17 protein-coding genes are annotated in these 17,519 nt (G+C 37.9%); 6 read left to right on the top strand and 11 right to left on the bottom strand.

Going from position 1 to position 17,519, the window contains the following annotated elements:
• Window positions 1–16: 16 nt before the first annotated feature.
• Both BIZ36_RS16505 and BIZ36_RS16500 read right to left on the bottom strand, forming a co-directional pair.
• On the bottom strand, window positions 17–817 hold the full coding sequence (locus BIZ36_RS16505; RefSeq protein ID WP_187459001.1) for a hypothetical protein: 801 nt from the start codon (window positions 815–817) through the stop codon (window positions 17–19).
• A gap of 53 nt (window positions 818–870) precedes the next feature.
• Window positions 871–2,490 (bottom strand): aminopeptidase P N-terminal domain-containing protein, encoded by a 1,620-nt coding sequence (locus BIZ36_RS16500; protein WP_187459000.1) that lies wholly within the window; start codon window positions 2,488–2,490, stop codon window positions 871–873.
• Between the two features lie 124 nt (window positions 2,491–2,614).
• On the opposite strand from BIZ36_RS16500, the gene gcvT reads away from it, so the two are divergent.
• The 6 genes from gcvT to BIZ36_RS16470 all read left to right on the top strand — a co-directional run bounded on the left by gcvT (window position 2,615) and on the right by BIZ36_RS16470 (window position 7,703).
• Window positions 2,615–3,700, top strand: coding sequence for a glycine cleavage system aminomethyltransferase GcvT (gcvT, locus tag BIZ36_RS16495; protein ID WP_187458999.1), 1,086 nt, complete (start codon window positions 2,615–2,617; stop codon window positions 3,698–3,700).
• A complete protein-coding gene (locus BIZ36_RS16490) occupies window positions 3,700–4,614 on the top strand; it encodes a glutaminase (protein WP_187458998.1) in 915 nt (304 codons plus the stop codon). The genes gcvT and BIZ36_RS16490 overlap by 1 nt, the downstream gene beginning before the upstream one ends.
• A gap of 1 nt (window position 4,615) precedes the next feature.
• Window positions 4,616–5,437: a sugar nucleotide-binding protein gene (locus BIZ36_RS16485; protein WP_187458997.1), complete on the top strand. Its 822-nt coding sequence runs from the start codon at window positions 4,616–4,618 to the stop codon at window positions 5,435–5,437.
• A gap of 89 nt (window positions 5,438–5,526) precedes the next feature.
• Window positions 5,527–5,814: a 4a-hydroxytetrahydrobiopterin dehydratase gene (locus BIZ36_RS16480; protein ID WP_187458996.1), complete on the top strand. Its 288-nt coding sequence runs from the start codon at window positions 5,527–5,529 to the stop codon at window positions 5,812–5,814.
• 100 nt (window positions 5,815–5,914) lie between these two features.
• A complete protein-coding gene (locus BIZ36_RS16475; RefSeq protein WP_187458995.1) occupies window positions 5,915–6,625 on the top strand; it encodes a YebC/PmpR family DNA-binding transcriptional regulator in 711 nt (236 codons plus the stop codon).
• A gap of 100 nt (window positions 6,626–6,725) precedes the next feature.
• Complete coding sequence (locus BIZ36_RS16470) at window positions 6,726–7,703, top strand: bile acid:sodium symporter family protein (protein ID WP_187458994.1); 978 nt, start codon at window positions 6,726–6,728, stop codon at window positions 7,701–7,703.
• A gap of 254 nt (window positions 7,704–7,957) precedes the next feature.
• Here the strand turns inward: BIZ36_RS16470 and BIZ36_RS16465 are convergent, their stop codons facing one another.
• The 9 genes from BIZ36_RS16465 to kdsB form a co-directional block, all read right to left on the bottom strand.
• The gene (locus BIZ36_RS16465) at window positions 7,958–9,979 is read right to left on the bottom strand and encodes a hypothetical protein (protein ID WP_222937441.1); all 2,022 of its coding nucleotides are present in this window, start codon (window positions 9,977–9,979) and stop codon (window positions 7,958–7,960) included.
• Between the two features lie 147 nt (window positions 9,980–10,126).
• On the bottom strand, window positions 10,127–11,143 hold the full coding sequence (locus tag BIZ36_RS16460; RefSeq protein ID WP_187458993.1) for an ATP-grasp domain-containing protein: 1,017 nt from the start codon (window positions 11,141–11,143) through the stop codon (window positions 10,127–10,129).
• An 83-nt stretch (window positions 11,144–11,226) separates the two neighbouring features.
• Complete coding sequence (locus tag BIZ36_RS16455) at window positions 11,227–11,856, bottom strand: sugar transferase (protein WP_187458992.1); 630 nt, start codon at window positions 11,854–11,856, stop codon at window positions 11,227–11,229.
• 13 nt (window positions 11,857–11,869) lie between these two features.
• A complete protein-coding gene (locus BIZ36_RS16450) occupies window positions 11,870–13,186 on the bottom strand; it encodes a phenylacetate--CoA ligase family protein (RefSeq protein WP_187458991.1) in 1,317 nt (438 codons plus the stop codon).
• Window positions 13,186–14,235 (bottom strand): sugar-transfer associated ATP-grasp domain-containing protein, encoded by a 1,050-nt coding sequence (locus BIZ36_RS16445; RefSeq protein WP_187458990.1) that lies wholly within the window; start codon window positions 14,233–14,235, stop codon window positions 13,186–13,188. The genes BIZ36_RS16450 and BIZ36_RS16445 overlap by 1 nt, the downstream gene beginning before the upstream one ends.
• Before the next feature lie 83 nt (window positions 14,236–14,318).
• Window positions 14,319–14,849, bottom strand: coding sequence for a 1-acyl-sn-glycerol-3-phosphate acyltransferase (locus BIZ36_RS16440; protein WP_187458989.1), 531 nt, complete (start codon window positions 14,847–14,849; stop codon window positions 14,319–14,321).
• Between the two features lie 59 nt (window positions 14,850–14,908).
• Window positions 14,909–16,036: an iron-containing alcohol dehydrogenase family protein gene (locus tag BIZ36_RS16435; protein ID WP_222937440.1), complete on the bottom strand. Its 1,128-nt coding sequence runs from the start codon at window positions 16,034–16,036 to the stop codon at window positions 14,909–14,911.
• A 53-nt stretch (window positions 16,037–16,089) separates the two neighbouring features.
• Window positions 16,090–16,791 carry an HAD family hydrolase gene (locus BIZ36_RS16430; RefSeq protein ID WP_187458988.1) on the bottom strand — a complete coding sequence of 234 codons (702 nt, stop codon included), beginning with the start codon at window positions 16,789–16,791 and terminating at the stop codon, window positions 16,090–16,092.
• The gene (gene kdsB, locus BIZ36_RS16425; protein WP_286174889.1) at window positions 16,782–17,516 is read right to left on the bottom strand and encodes a 3-deoxy-manno-octulosonate cytidylyltransferase; all 735 of its coding nucleotides are present in this window, start codon (window positions 17,514–17,516) and stop codon (window positions 16,782–16,784) included. Before kdsB ends, BIZ36_RS16430 begins: the two co-directional genes overlap by 10 nt.
• Window positions 17,517–17,519 lie beyond the last annotated feature (3 nt).

Genomic DNA, 17,519 nt, shown 5'->3' with positions numbered 1-17,519 from the left:
TTTAATCTTTATGCTTCTAATTGAAAATAGCTTTTTTGGTCAGTTCATTTAACATTATTGCATGACTCAAGGTGTCATCAGTCATTTTCTTGCCCGTCAACTGTTCTGAGATGTCATTAAGAGCCTTGGATTCTAGAAAGCTTAAGACATTACTGTAAGCAGTTTTATCTTTCATGGTTAATTTTTCTAACTCCTCTGGTTCAATTATTACGGTTAGGATTTGATTAATAAAATTTGAGTCATTTTTCCAATGAGTAACTTTACCCTGTTCCAGTCCTTCTTTAATTAAAAAGATAGACCTTCCTATAAAGGCCTGATAAGTAAAAAAGATTGACCACAATGTTTCACCAATAAATGGACGAGACAATTCCAACTGATGAATTAAATTTGAATGTTTTTCAAAATAATTTATTGGTTCAAATGCATCAATTAAGGCATTGAACTTATTGGTATTAGGTAAATTTTCGATTTCTTCTGGCGTTAATATATTATAAGCCATTGAAACCAGTACAGGCATTTCATTTTTCACCCTTAACATTCCAGTCCAGATTGCTTCCAAGCTTTCAATCCTTTTTTCATTAGAAGCCAGATAAACATTTGATAGTGACCCAGTAAGATTCTCCAAAATTGTATTGTTTTTGGAAAATTTCGCCTTAAGGCTTTCGAGTTCAGTATCATATTTTAACTTCCATTTATTTAAAAGAAAATCCTTCAAGACATGCGAAATAAATGCTATTAATGAACTTAGAACAACTGTTATTCCTCCTGTATACTTTATTAAGGTCCAATTATCGATATTTTGAAAAAAATCATCCATTAATTACTTCAATCAATATTAATTTTTAATATGTAAGCTTTCAAGGTTAACCCCTAATCCAACTCCGGTAGCTTAAAATCATCCAAGGGGCTGGGCTGGGCCATGGTCTTTTCAATTTCGGCAACGGTTCTGGGCGCCATAGCGGATAGGTTCACCGGTCCGTTTTCGGTAATGAGGATATCGTCTTCAATACGTACGGCAATCCCCCACCATTTTTTATCGCAGTCACTGCCTTCGGGTATGTAAATTCCCGGTTCTACCGTAATTACCGTATTGGGTTGAAAAGCGCCATAGGTGCCCCGATCATGTACATCCAAACCTAAATAATGTGAGGTTCCGTGAGGGAAATAAATCCTGGAGTCCTCCTCTTTTTTAATGATACCCAACTTCATTAATCCGGCAGTCACTACCTTGCTGGCTGCTTGCCCCGGAGCTTGAAAAGGCGCTCCTACCACACTGGCCTTGATGCCCGCTTCTTGGGCCTCGTATACGATTTCATAAATGAGTTTCTGTTCCTTACTGAATTTTCCGTTTGCGGGAATGGTTCGGGTAACGTCTGCTGTATAACCGTGGTATTCGGCACCCAAATCCATCAACACCAAATCATTGCCTACCTTGGGCTTGTTGTTTTCAATGTAGTGAAGTATGCAACCATTGTGTCCACCGCCCACAATGGACGGATAGCCCTCGTATTCAGCATTATACTTCTTGTACACGAACTCATGCACCCCTTGAATTTCGGTTTCGGACATGTTTGGGTGCATGGCTTTCATCACCTCTATTTGCCCCACCGCCGATATTTCAATGGCCTTTTTTAGCAGTACCATTTCCTCTTCGGTCTTGGTTTCCCTGAGTTTGGCCATGATTTCCGTAAGAGAAGAAGAATCCAAATTATTACCTTTCATTTTAAGGGCCACCTGATTTTTTATTTCCAATCGCGACTGTTCGTTTTCTGCATTTACAAAACCGGTAAGCAGCTCATCTTGCTGTAGATCTTCGTCTCTCCTCAAATACCTGCCCAACACTTGGGCCACATTGGCACTATTTTCCACTTCGGTGGAGGTTATCATTTGATACAAGTGCTGTTTGTTAGCATCAAAATCGGAAGGATAATTGACCTTTTCCTTAAAGGAACTGATCAAGCTGAAAAGATCTGCTTCATCCCTTGAATCTCGTACATCGTTCTTAAAATTGAAAAACAACACTTTGTCAAAAGACTTAAAATCGATGTCAGAAGAAAGAAAATCTTTCCCATTAAAAACGGTGGTAAAACCCAAATTCGCCTTGGCGCCTTCAATACCAAGCCGTTTTCCCGTCCACTGCTCAGCTTTCGGGTTCCTTTCCTGGACAAAGAGCATTTCATCATATTCTTGATTGTCATCGGTATATTGTTTTTCGGAGAATACTAACAGAATGGCATGGGGTTCATGGTAACCGCTCAGGTAATAAAAATCCGGGTCTTGGTGGTAAACATAATCAACATCGTTGGCACGATTACGAACGGGATTGGCAAATAATATGGCCACGCTATTGGCCGGCATCATTTCCCTTACCTTTTGCCTTCGCTCTTTATGAAAATCTGCCGGAAGAAAATCCGTTGGTTTATCCTGCGCCTCTAAAACGGCGGTCATTACTAAAAATAGGCCAAAAATCATTTTTTTGAAGGTTCCCATATGCTGCTTTCTTAACTAAGTTTGTGTTATTGCATCCCAAATATTATGCTAAACATAACTATTTGCCATTATACTTTCCCTATTAAATTCAATAGATTTGCAAAATCATTTATTCCAAATTTACATGAAAAACACAGCCTTGACCAGCGTACATAAAGATTTAGGTGCTAAAATGGTCGCCTATGCGGGGTATCAAATGCCGGTTAGCTATGCCGGTGTAAACATAGAACACGAAACCGTACGCAAAGGCGTGGGCGTTTTTGATGTAAGCCATATGGGCGAATTTTTGATCGAAGGACCAAAAGCATTGGAGCTGATCCAAAAGGTAACTTCCAACGATGCCGCTAAACTGTATGTGGGAAGGGCACAATACAGCTATATGCCCAACGAAACCGGAGGAGTTGTTGATGATTTAATCGTTTACCGAGTTAAGGACGAAACTTATTTATTGGTTGTGAATGCGGCCAATATCGAAAAAGATTGGGCACACATCTCCAAATACAATGAAGAAATTGGTGCCGAGATGCGAAATATTTCCGACGGATTTTCATTGTTGGCCATTCAAGGCCCCAAAGCGGTGGAGGCTATGCAAAGTTTGACTTCGGTTGATTTATCGTCCATAAAGTTCTACCATTTTGAGGTAGCCGATTTTGCAGGGATTGAGCATGTAATCATTTCCGCTACCGGATATACAGGTTCTGGCGGGTTTGAGATTTATTGCAAAAACAGTGAGGTGCACAAAATTTGGGATAAGGTTTTTGAGGCCGGTAAAGATTTTGGGATTGAACCTATAGGCCTTGCAGCGCGTGATACCCTACGTTTGGAAATGGGCTACTGCCTTTACGGAAACGATATAACCGAAGAGACATCACCCATTGAGGCCGGTTTGGGCTGGATTACCAAATTCACCAAAGATTTTGTCAATAGTGAGAATATTCAAAAGGAAAAAGAGGTTGGACCTAAAAACAAACTGGTAGCGTTTGAAATGAACGATCGGGCCATTCCACGCCACGGGTATGATATTGTTGATGATGCAGGAGCGAAAATAGGCAGTGTTACCTCCGGAACTATGTCTCCTTCCCTCAATAAAGGAATTGGCTTGGGTTATGTACCATCTAATTTATCGAAAATAGGCTCCAACATAAAAATACAAATCAGGAAAAAAGCGGTAGATGCCACCGTGGTAAAATTACCGTTCTATAAAGGTTAATGATAGATTTTAAGAGCGTTCTACATAAAATCCACTATGAGATAGGCAGCCGAAATGACCGGGGCGCAGTAGCCACCTATATTCCGGAATTAGCAAAGGTGGATATCACCAAATTTGGAATTCATCTGTTGGATAAAGAAAAAAACGGATATTCCGCAGGTGATTCCACTACTCCATTTTCAATTCAAAGTATTTCAAAAGTACTTTCGCTTTCGCTGGCTTTGTCCCATATTGGTGAAAAACTATGGGAGCGTGTAGATGTGGAGCCATCAGGAGATCCTTTTAACCATCTTTCACTTTTGGAACAGGAAAACGGAATTCCTCGAAACCCGCTCATCAATGCCGGAGCTATTGTGGTGGCCGATGTGCTGGTAAGCGTTTTGGGTAATCCAAAGGAAGATTTTCTCGAGTTTATACGTAAAATAGCCAATGACCATTCCATACATTATAATGAGGAGGTTGCCAAAAGTGAAAAAGTTACGGGCTTCAGAAATTATGCGGCCGCCAATCTTTTAAAATCCTATAAAAACCTTCATAATGACGTAGAGCAGGTTCTCGATTTTTACTTTCATCAATGTGCATTGGAAATGACCTGCCAACAGTTGGCACACACTTTTTTTCTTTTTAGTAATCGTGGGCACTGTTTGAGAGATCAAAAACACCTGAGTATCAATCAAGTTAAACGTATCAACGCCTTGATGCTAACTTGTGGGTTTTATGACGAAGCGGGAGAATTTGCTTTTGAAGTAGGACTGCCCGGCAAGAGTGGCGTTGGTGGTGGAATCGTTGCCCTGTTGCCAAATCACTTTACCGTAGCCACATGGTCTCCCGGGCTCAACAAAAAGGGAAATTCAAAATTGGGTATGGAAGTTTTGGAGAAATTTACGACTGAAACAGGATTATCTATTTTTTAGTTTGGAGGGGAAGAAGATTTTAATCCTGGGAGGAAGCGGGTTTTTGGGCAATGCTATTTATAAGGAGCTGTGCAATTATTACGATACTTATGGTACGTATTTTTCTGCCAGGCGTTCTTTTGAGAACAATCAACAATTTTTTCGGTACGATCTAGAACAAGACGATGTTTTTGAAATTCTTGAAAAAGTGCGACCACAAATCATTATTTCAGCCTTGCGGGGAAATTTTGCATCGCAGATATTAGCGCATCAGCATATTGTCGAGTACCTGATGACCAACAAGTGTACCCTGTATTTTTTGTCGTCTGCCAATGTTTTTGATGCCTACAGAAAATATCCCTCCTACGAATATGATAAAACCCTGTCCGAAAGCATTTATGGCAGGCTAAAAATTAAAATTGAGAATATGCTTATGCGTATTCCCCATGAAAAAATGGGAATCCTAAGGCTTCCAATGGTTTTTGGCAACAGCTCGCCCCGGATTAAAGAAATAAAAAAGAACATTTGGGAAAACGAGCCGGTAGAGGTATTTCCTAATTTGGTGTTGAACGTAACCAACGACGATAAACTTACACAACAGATCCATTACCTCATCAACCGAAATAGAAAAGGTATTTTTCATTTGGGAAGTAAGGATTTGGTACACCACGAAGATTTTATAAAGGAAACTATAAGTCGGATTGGTAACTTCAATCCAATATATAAAAGAGTTTTCACTTCCAACGAGGAACGTTATTTGGCCGTTCTGCCCAGGGACAATAAGCTGCCCAAAAACTTACAGGTAGGCTATCAAGAAATAATAGATCACCATATTTCCAAATAAGTCGATACCGACAACATCTTTGGAGAAAAGACACTTTAAATACCCTACATTTGGATATCATTAGATTTTAAACCCTTAAAAGACTTACGATGAAAAAATTAAGCGAAGCTGAAATATCTAAAGAATTAGAACAATTAGACGGTTGGGAATATGTAGATGGGGCTATTGAGACCACTTTTGAGTTCAAAAATTTCAAGGAAGCTTTTTCCGTAATGACGCGAATTGCCTTTGAATGTGAAGCCCAAGAACACCACCCAGATTGGCAAAATGTTTACAACACCCTAAGTATTCGCCTTAACACGCACGACGCGGACGGGGTTACCCAAAAAGATTTTCAGTTGGCCAAAAGAATAGAAGACATCATTGAAAGCGAATAAGCCTTTCTTTTCAGGTTTTAGTAAAGTACAAATGACAAAATTGCGACAATGGCAAAACATTTTTAAATTTGCCACCACTTAAACATTAGCATTTTAAACTATGGGAAGAGCTTTTGAATTTAGAAAAGCCAGAAAAATGAAGCGCTGGGCCGCAATGAGCAAAGCGTTCACCAGAATTGGCAAAGACATTGTTATGGCCGTAAAGGAGGGTGGCCCTGACCCAGATTCCAATGCACGACTTAGAGCGGTCATCCAGAATGCCAAGTCTGTAAACATGCCCAAAGACAATATTGAAAGGGCCATTAAAAGAGCTAGTGACAAGAGTTTGGGCGATTTTAAGGAAGTGCTTTTTGAGGGATACGCCCCCCATGGTATCGCCATTTTAATTGAAACGGCCACAGACAATAATACCAGGACCGTAGCCAATATTCGTAGTTATTTTAACAAGTGCAACGGTAGTTTAGGAACATCTGGTTCCGTAGAATTTATGTTTGACCATACCTGTAACTTTCGTATCAATGCCGAAGGGCTTGACCCGGAGGAACTGGAATTGGAAATGATCGATTTTGGTGCCGAGGAGGTTTTTGTGGATGAAGACGGAATTTTAATCTATGCCCCTTTTGAGAGCTTTGGTGATATTCAGAAAGAATTGGAATCGCGTGAGATTGAAATCTTGTCTTCCGGTTTTGAAAGAATTCCACAAGTGACCAAAGAACTCAATGAAGAGCAAATTGCCGATGTGGAAAAACTTTTGGAAAAAATTGAGGAGGATGATGACGTCCAGAACGTATATCACACCATGAAAGAATAGCTTTGTTCCGAGAAAATATAAAAAAGGTCGCTTTAAGCGGCCTTTTTTGATGGTCTGAAATATGAGAGCGGAAAGTTAGGTACCATTATATCAACTATAGATGCGATTGAAAATTGATTATTTTGTAACGGGAATCCTGTTTGTCATACTATTGGCATACATGTTTCCACACGTAATTTCAGGAAGTACAGCGCAACTTTTAAATACTATAAGTAGTATTGGCATTTCGCTGATTTTCTTTTTTTACGGCTTAAAATTGAGTCCGGATAAATTAAAGTCCGGCTTGGGTAATTTCAAATTACATTTCTTAATTCAGGGTGCAACATTTCTACTGTTTCCGGTATTGGTACTGCTCTTTAGGCCATTGATAACTTCAGCGGAGCAAGAAACCATTTGGCTCGCATTCTTCTTTTTGGCCGCCCTACCCTCTACAGTAAGCTCGAGTGTGGTAATGGTTTCCTTGGCAAAGGGAAATATTCCTGCAGCCATTTTTAACGCCAGTATTTCTGGAATTATTGGCATTCTGGTCACTCCTTTATGGATGGGATTTTTTTGGGATAATTCTGAAATCAATTTTAATTTAAAGGAAATATATGTCAATCTCATCCTTCAGGTTTTGGTGCCGGTATTTGTGGGGATGTCACTACAACGATTTTTCGGTGCCATTGTACAGCGAAATTCCAGTAAACTTGCCACCTTTGATAAAGCGGTCATCCTTCTAATTATCTATAAAAGCTATGTAAAATCGTTCAATGAAGATTTATTTGGAAATATTTCATGGATGGACTTAGCCCTACTTTTTGTTGGCGCAGGAATTTTATTCGTTATAGTTTATTATTTGCTACAATTTATTTCCAAATATCTAGACTTCTCAATGGAAGATTGCATTACCGCACAATTTTGTGGCACTAAAAAATCATTAGTGCACGGTACCGTGTTTTCAAAAATTCTATTTGGCAGTATGGCCATACAGGGAATTATTTTATTGCCGTTAATGGTTTTTCACATTCTGCAAATGATCGTTATTAGCGCTATAGCAAATAAATACGGGAGAAGAAATCAAACCAATGCTCAATAAGCAGTATACTTAGAAAAAGCGGCTCATTGAGCCGCTTTTTACTACTACTAACTAAAAAAACCTAAAACAACCAAATACTATACTGATAGGTGGTTAGTGTAAAAGTATAGAGCTATATGATCAAAACTGTTGTATATTTTGAGGTATATACGAGCTGTTTACAAATTGGTTTTAAAAAAGATGAATTTTTTAGCTAAACACATAAAAATCCGGTTTCGAAACGAAACCGGATTTTTAATTATTAAGTGTCTATCTTAATTATTATAAAGATAAATAGAAGAAGCATTCATCAAATCATTACTAACTGTTGGAGCTACATCACCGTTACTGTTTAGTGCATTGGCGAAACCAAGAACTTTTCCGTTTCCAACTTCTGCAATAAATACCGTCTCCGTTTTATGGTCATAGGCTACATCAATAGGGTTACCCATCATAGTAGATGGCCCTGCCACCCTACTTTGACTACCCATTGGTATGGTTGCTCCATCTTCCAAAGCATCAATAACCAATGTAAAGTCCTGTATTACATGGAAACCACCATCCGTGTTAGCATCTGCAGCTGCACCTATATCCGTCATTACCAATACATCTGAAGCTTCGCTGTAATCAATACCATGGGTTCTTACAATACCTTCAACAGTCACCTGCTTGTCCGGCATTATGGAACCATCCATCATATTCATATCTATAAAATTATTGAATATAGCCAAATCACTGGTATTATCTACAACGGCCAATAAATCATCTCCCATAAACGTAATACCCCATAGATCAAAATCTGCTTGTAGTGTATTTTGTAACGTAAATGAAGAGCCGTTAAAAGTATATACGTACAGCTTATTTTCACCATTATCGGCCACTACTACATGGTATCCCGATACTGCTATTTCCCTAGGACTCATTAAATCTGCATCACTCATAAAAGCTGCTTGTACCGTACTGGCATCTGCCAAAGAAGAAAAGTCTGCGTAGCTTTCTAGCATAAGACCGGAACGGGAGGCCTGTATGATATCATCGCTCAAAGGTGAATAATAAATGCCTTCTGTTGACGTAGAAGCAGAAAGAATGGTCTTCATGGGTGCCCCCATTCCATCATACACTGTAATATTCCCATTGGCCGTACTAGTAGCGTATAACCTTGTTTCTTGTCCCATGGTTTCCATACCCATGTCCATATCCGTTTCATCACTTGAAAAATAAATGGAAGAAGCCGCTTCCAAATCCATATTAAACGATGGAGCTAAATCCCCACCATCGCCAATGGAAGTAAAACCTAAAACTTTTCCGTTTCCAACTTCTGAAACGTAAATGGCATCTGTTTCAGAATCATATGCTACATCAATTGGATTCCCCATTAACGTTGATGGTCCGGCAACTCTAATTTGCATACCTACTGGCAGCACATCTCCGTCTGAAAGCGCATCGAATTTAGAACTGAATTCTTTAATTATATGAAATCCTCCATCATCAGTAGTATTGGCGGCATCACCAATATCCGTCATCACCATTGTATCATCCGCAGCACTGTAAGTAAGGCCGTGGGTTCTAACAATACCTTCTATCTTCACCCTTTTGGAAGGTCTTAAAAGACCATCTTGGGCATTGGCTGCAAAATCATAGAAAACCGCCAAATCACTGGTAGTATCTACAACAGCATATAAGTCCTTACCTTTAAAGGTAATTCCCCAAACTGGAAAAGGGATGTCTAACGTGGCCGTCAACATAAAGCTATCCCCGCTTTTATCATAGACGAAAAATTTGTGTGAACCCGTGTCCGCTACTACATAAGTAGAACCACTTACGGCCAACTCACGAGGACTTTCCAAATCCATTGCTCCATTAAAAGCAGCTATCACATTCGTATCTTCCATAATCATGGAAGTTTCTTTAAAGGCTTCCAATTGCAAGCTGGATCTAGAGGCTTGAACCAACAAATCATCTTCCTTGTTATAATAAATACCCTCTGCTGCATCTGATGCCGTTCTATAAGTAACCAATGAATCACCGGTAATACTGTACTTGGTAATATCTCCGTTGGAATTATTGGTAACGAAAAGTTCCGCTCTTCTACCCATTTCCATTCCATCTTCGCAAGGCGCGCATACGGTTCCACCGCAATCAACCCCTGTTTCATCCCCGTTCATAATACCATCTGAACAGGTTGGCATTTCCTCGCCCGTCATGCCACCATTGTCATCGTCATCACAGGAAACCGTAAAAAGTAAACCGAGCGTCAAAAAAAGACCAGCCATCGGTTTTGTAAAGTTCTTTTTCATAATCATTAAGTTTTTAAGTGTGTATTGGATGTACTACTATAGTCATCCAAACGTACTTACGTAACATTATGAAAAAGGTTTGGTTTTAATTTTTAATTTTTTTTAAAAGAAGAAATTGAGAGTGGAATTATCCCATTAATAGAATAATCAACCAGCCTTGGCCAACGATTTCTTTACAAACTGGACTTCTTTAATTTGACTGCATTTAGCAAATGTCAGCTGGGGTTGATAATTTAAATATGAAGAAATGTTCAATTCACCATTTAACCAAGCAACGTAAATCGCAGGAACATTGATACCGGCTTCATGTGAAAAAGGATAGCCACCCCCAAAACGAGGATTGATCTCTAACAAATATATTTCGTTATTACGTACGAAAAAATCGCAATCCACACTTCCAATGTGCTTGCTTGCTTTACTAATTTTTTTTGCAATTTTCTCAAACCTTTTGTCAATTATGGATATAGCTTTATCGGTCTCACCACCTCTCATAGACAACTTTTTCCTAACGAATGCGCCTATATAGTTGCCATTAAAATCATTTAAAATATCCATTCCATATTCAGTACCATTGATTTTTTCTTGAATCAACAGACTCGAAAGACACTCTTTTTTAGCGTTCTTTTTCATTTGCAACCTATAGATAAGCTCTAATTCTTCTTGATCATTCGCAGTCATTATACCAACAGACCCGGAACCCATTCTTGGTTTGATCATAAGCGGAAAACTAATGTCTTTGTCATGAAGAGCTTTTTTCACAGACTTTAAATCCAAAAACGACTGGGGAGTACAAACACTAATTGATTTAAAAAACTCATAGGTTAACCACTTATCCGTAAAGGTCTTGATGGTTTCATAATTTGAAAGGACCACTTTAGTTCCAAACTGTTCCAGTTGTAATTTATGATCCGCTACAATAGGTAACTCCAAATCATTGAGCGGAATCAACAAATCTATTTTATAATTTTGAATAATTTTAAGGATAGCAGGAATATAGTTTTTATCATTTACCGGCGGAACAAGAAAAGATAAATCGGCATCAGCAAATGCACTGGCTGTTGCTTGATTATCAGCTGCGACCGTAAGCCCATTTTCTCCAATTACTTCTTTAAAATAACGGATTAAATAGTTTCTTCTTCCAGCACAAGTAAATAATACATTCATTTTAAAAGCGGGTTTAATTTATTCATACTAAAGAACAACTATTCTATTCCAAAAAAACATTCTTCAAATTATACTTTCACATCTTACTTTACAAAGGGCCCATTCATTTTGGCCCTTCTCAATTCATCCAAATTATCCGTTTCACCTATAAAATTGGTCGCTGAAAAATCAAAAACCTTTACAAAGGTTTTTAATAAAATAAGGAAATCTGTTTTGAAACTTATCTTCTCAACATAAACGGCATCTAATTCTAAACGCTTGTCCCAATAAATTGCATTTCTCCCATTCACTTGAGCTAGACCAGTAATGCCAGGTTTTACAGAATGTCTGGTTTGCTCCCTTAGTGTGTAATAAGGCAAATATCTTACTCTCAAAGGCCTAGGTCCCACCAAGCTAATATCACCTTTTAAAATATTCAAAAGCTGCGGAATTTCGTCCAGTGAGGTTTTCCTTAAAAATCTACCTAAACGGGTAATCCTTTTGTCATCAGCAAGTAGCTTTCCGGTTTCATCCGTTTCATCTGTCATTGTTTTGAATTTCATAATATGAAAAACCTTATTGTTTTTCCCCGGACGTGGCTGTTTAAAAATAGGATTCTTTAAACCTGTAAAACGAAGGAGCATGTAGACTATAAAGAATACCGGAAGTAGAAACAATCCGCCCATAATGGCAAACAAATAATCAAAAAAGGGTTTTATAATTTTTATGTACATACCAAAATTGAAATCAAGCGGTTAAATCCTTTATGTAATTATTTATGGTAAGACGACGTTTACCAGAGGTTAAAGTGGGAATGACATCTTCATATTCAAAGTCTATTTCAGCATCGTCCCCTAAATAAGATTTATATAACTTTATAATTTCCAACTCGTTGACTTTCCTTTTATTTTTAACGTTTAGCTTTATAACGTATTGTTTTTTAGCCTGCTGAATAATTTGAAACTGGTCTATTTGTGGATAGGCATCTAGGTGAAAAATAATGAACGATGATTTTGGATTACCGGAGGTATCATAAATAACATCCATTTTTCTTCCAATTATCTCTTTGAAGGCAGGAGCACTATTAAAGGTATCATTCTCTTCCATAACAGCCATATCACCCGTATCATACCTAATAAATGGCATGTGATAATTGAACAAATCCGTAATAACGACTCTTCCTATTTGTCCAAAGGCTACCGGCTCATCCCTTTCCGGATGTAAAATTTCAATATGATAGCTCGCCCAATTTATTTGGAAGTACGGGTCTATCTCAGAGAGCTGAAGAGATAAAATCCCGTTTTCATTATTGGAATACCTGGAATAGACCGGAGCCTTAAAGTACTTTTTTAATGATTTTCTTGTCTGAGTTGATAGCCCTTCGGCCATGGAAATAATACATTCTAGATTCGTCTCGACACCTTCGCTCTCCGCATTGTCCAAATATTTACATATTTCCCGTAGTGCAGATGAATAGGCCAATATGACCTTCTTAGACTTATCATTTTCCAGATCTTCAATAAACTTTTTTAGATATTCTTGAGAGAAGTCGGTTACATCTACTTCAACAACATTTTTAATTTTATTGGACCAAGGCGTACTTTTTAACTTTTTGAACCATCTACGTATATAGTACATTCTATGACCTACCTCATAGCCAATCTGTTTTTTAAAGTAGATGGTATCTGCTGTATTTCTTACCTTTTTATCAGCATTCTGAAGAATGGTAAATGGTGTGCCTGTAGAACCGCTAGTAGACATTTTAAAATGTTTTCTACCGCGGTAATTGGATGCCTGAATGGTTTCAAAATTATTCTTTAAAATACCTTGGTTTACAACGGGGAAATCTTCCAACCTATTAAATCCCTTATACTTATTATAGAATTCTACAAATTTTACGGCATGGTCTAGAAGTTTGTTCAGATATTGTTTTTTCTTATCTATGGAACTATCAGAATCGTAATTCTCCAATATAGACTGAATATCCTTGCAATGTTTTCTCACAGGACTCCCTTTTAGAAAATCAACGGACCAAAATAAGTGATACCTAAGCCTTTCTAACATTATTCCCTTTTTAAACCTCTCATTTCGTCAAATAAAGGATGTTTTGCATATCCTCCATAAGATAATTCTCCAATGGTTATCCCAGGTTGATTATTACCTTCTATTACCACAGGTCCTTCCTCCGTAATTGCCAAATCCCAACCGGCAATCCTATTTGGAAAATGAGTAGCCAACTTTATTGCCAATTCCTTACACTCATCAAAAAAAGGTATTTTAAACTTTTCAAACACAAAACCAGTATCTGGATGCTCAAAGATTTCCTCCCCACCGTGAATCATTGCTCGTACCCCTTTCTTTATTAGAGTGCCATTTTTCATTTCAATAGGCACAAAAAATCCACCAGAACTTACGTTGTCTATATACTTACCTCCTGAACCCAATCGAAGTACAGCTCCTAAAATATGTGGTGTACCTTGATTGTCTATAAATGTTTCTACCCTCAACGTATTTACACTTGATGGATAAATTTTTGAAATTGAGTCAATTTGTTGAACTCCCTCCTGAAAAATAAATTCACCATTCAACAAAGTCTCTTTTAATAAAGGAACATCTTCCCCAACATTTTCTAAAGTAAGTTTATGTACATGCTTACCCATAAAACCACAAAAAGCCTTTAAGAAAATTACTTCGGCCTTTTTTACTTTAAACATTTCTTCAAAATAGCTTATAAGGTCTTTTTCAGAATCAATAAAGATTAAGTTATCTTCCATAAAAAAAGAACTCCGCATATTGTAACCTAGCATTCTAGGTACCGGTAACTTATATTTTTCGCAGAACACATGAAAAATTAATTTATTGCTGAGCATATGAACGTAGGCCTCTGGATTATTCCTAACAGGAAAAACAATGGATTTGTACTCTTCCATATCCATATAATCCTCCGGATTTTCAAAACCCTTCCGGTACATTAAACGACCTATATAATGAATGGGAAATCTTTTCTTTTTTCTCCAGATACTAAAAAACTCCCTGAATAAAATAGCTGCTGGCTTTTTATTTGGGTCTTGAAGAAAGACATTGATTCTAAAAATGTTCTGCTTAAACCCCATGAATTTTATAAAATTCTTAGGTTAAGATAGAAATAATCCAATAATTTTATTAAAATCAAGGATTAATGACCAGAAAATTACTTTTAATGACGAAAACCCTTAACATCCTTAAAGAAAGAATAGTAGGTCTCAAAATCCTCCTCTACCTTTCCTGTAGTATGTAAAGGCTTGGAAAATTTAATCTGTTTCTTGCCGAAGTCAAAAGCGACCAGGACGATAGGTACGTTTGCCGCCTTTGCAATATAATAGAACCCTGTTTTCCACCTTTCCACCTTTTTGCGAGTACCTTCTGGTGCTATGGTCAAACGAAAAACATCGCGTTCCTCAAATATTCTGGCCGTGGCAGTAACAGTATCGCTTTTTTTTCCTCTATCAATAGGTGCACCGCCCAACCATCTAAATAGCCAACCATAGGGTGCATTGAAAAGGCTTTTTTTTCCGATCCAGTTTATGGGTTCGTTCAAAACCGCCCTTACCAAGACTCCTAAAAAAAAGTCTACATTACTGGTATGAGGAACAACGGCTACCACAAACTGCTTAAGATGTCCTGGAAATTTCCCTACCATTTTCCACCCCAAAATTTTATAAAAAATAAATTGGGCTATTTTTTGCATCTGATGATCGCTAAATAATATTTGGTTTTAAAAAGTAACCGATTATTGGTTAAGGAAGATTAGATTTTGCGATAAATAGATTCCAATTTTTCCGGGGTAATGATATTTCTCCATTCACTTCCTAAAGCATTTTCCCATAGTGGCACCATACCCAATGAAACCTGTATCATTTTATCGAAATCATCACTTGTGAGGCCGGAGCAAATTCCCGTGGGAAGCTCAATATTATGCTTTTTTTGCATTTTCTTAAAAAGTGCCACTCCTTCTGGATAAAACTCTTCTAAATGTTGGAAAACGAGACAGTTGCCTATTCCATGCCTTACGCCTAACAAAAAGCCTAAACCGTAACTCATGGCATGTGCAACGCCCACTTGAGAATAGGCTATACTCATGCCTCCATGCCAAGAAGCCATCATTAATTTGTCCCTAGAGTCGGAATCCTCCAAATCCCCCAAATATACTTCTTTGCATAAATCCATTGCTTTTTCCCCATAGCTTTGACTAAAAGCATTCAGGTACGTACCTTCTAGAGATTCAACACAATGTATAAAACAATCCATTCCTGTATAAAACCATTGTTCCTTTGGAACTCCTTTGGTTAGATCCGGATCTAAAAGCACTTGGTCAAAGGTGGTATAATCAGAATTAATACCTAGTTTTTTTTCCGGTCCCAATAAAACAGCAGTTCTTGAAACTTCTGCGCCAGTACCACTTATGGTAGGAATCCCAACGTGGTAAACTGATGGTTTTGCTACCAAATCCCATCCTTGGTATCCAGTGGAACTTCCCTTATTGGTCAACATAATTGAAACGGCCTTGGATAAATCCAATAAGGTTCCTCCTCCTATACCCACCACACCGGATGGTAAATCGCTGTATTCTTCCTTTATTTTTTGGACCAATATATCTACCTGTCCCGTTTTGGGTTCTTCATCTGCTGAAATAAAGATTATTTGGTCATTGAATAGCAAGGGAATTCTAGAAACGAGATCCTTTCCCTCAAAAACATCATCTACCAAAAAAATAAAAGGTGCCTCTGAATGTTTTCTTTTGGACAAAAGGATATCTCCTAATTGATCAAAACATCCGGATCCAAAAACAACCCTTGGAACCATAGGAAAATTTTTGAATGCCGCTTTCTTTTCCAATGTTACTTCACTAATACCCAAATCCTTCTTAAATTCCATATAATCTTCAACCTAAATTAGCCAACCTCTTTTTCTAAAATACTAGATGGAGGCTATGACAAATAATCCAAAATTTCAGAGAGTTTGCCAATTTTTAAATAATCGTATTCACCTTCTTCCGTTTTTACCTCCTCGTGCTGCCAGGTGGTATGAAAAGGTACATGAACGGCCTTTGCCCCAATATTTATTAAAGGAAGAACATCGGACTTCAATGAATTACCGATCATCAAAAATTCGTTTACATTAATTTGTAAATGATCCAATAAGTGCTGGTAATTTTCCTCTTTTTTGTCACTTAAAACTTCTACATGATGAAAATAATTGGAAAGTCCAGATTTTTCCAACTTGCGTTCTTGATCCAATAAATCTCCTTTTGTGAGTACTATTAACCTGTACTTACCCTTTAATGCTTCCAGCACCTTTGTTACATCATCCAACAACTCCACTGGTTGTGTAAGCATTTTCTTTCCCAAGTCCAAAATGTTAGAGATTGTTTTTTGAGAAACTTGGTTATTGGATAAATCCAATGCCGATTCAATCATGGATAGCACAAACCCCTTAATTCCGTAACCATACAGGTCAAGGTTCTTAATTTCCATTTTAAAGAGCTCCTGATCTATTTTGTTCTTGGTCTCATACCCTTCCAGAAGATTGGCAAATTCTTCTTCCGTATCCCTAAAATACGTTTCATTTACCCATAGGGTATCATCGGCATCAAATCCAATTACTTTTATACCGCCAAAATCTACTTCCATGCCTTCTGCGCTTTCTCCAAATCATCCGGAGTGTCTATTTCTATTCCAGTTACCGTGGTCTCTACCATCTTTATTTTCTTTCCATATTCCAAATACCGTATGGCTTCAATTTTCTCTGTGGCCTCTAAAGGTAACATGGGAAGTCTATGAAAGTCCATCAATGCTTCCTTCCTAAAAGCGTAGATACCCTTATGTTTAAAATAAGTGGCATCCATTTCGGTATTTCGATGATAGGGAATAGGGGAACGGGAAAAATACAACGCAAAATTTCTATTGTCAACAATAACTTTTACGGTATTTGGATTTTTGATTTCTTCGTTGTCATCAATTCGCACCATTAATGAAGCCAAATCAATTTCTTTCTCAGAATCCGTTTTAAAAACCTCTAATACGCCAACCAGACTTTCACGGTCCGTAAAAGGTTCATCGCCCTGCACATTTACGATAATATCTACATCCATGTCGGCAACTGCTTCGGCAATACGGTCACTACCACAATCATGTTCTTCTTTGCTCATCATGGCCTTGCCACCTGCCTGGGAAATGGTATCAAATATTACGGGACTATCGGTCACCACAAAAACGTCATCAAAAAGATTTGTTTTTATAGCTGCCTCATATGTACGAAGTATTACCGGTTTTCCGGAAAGGTCCTGCATTAATTTGGCAGGGAATCTTGAAGCGGCATAACGTGCCGGAATCATTGCAATTATTTTCAAATCCAAAAA

The organism is Cytophaga sp. FL35, assembly GCF_014349235.1.
In the GTDB taxonomy this organism is placed as follows: domain Bacteria; phylum Bacteroidota; class Bacteroidia; order Flavobacteriales; family Flavobacteriaceae; genus Euzebyella.
The sequence above is the reverse complement of the archived record's forward strand: the minus strand, read 5'-3'. Positions and strand labels throughout refer to the sequence as shown.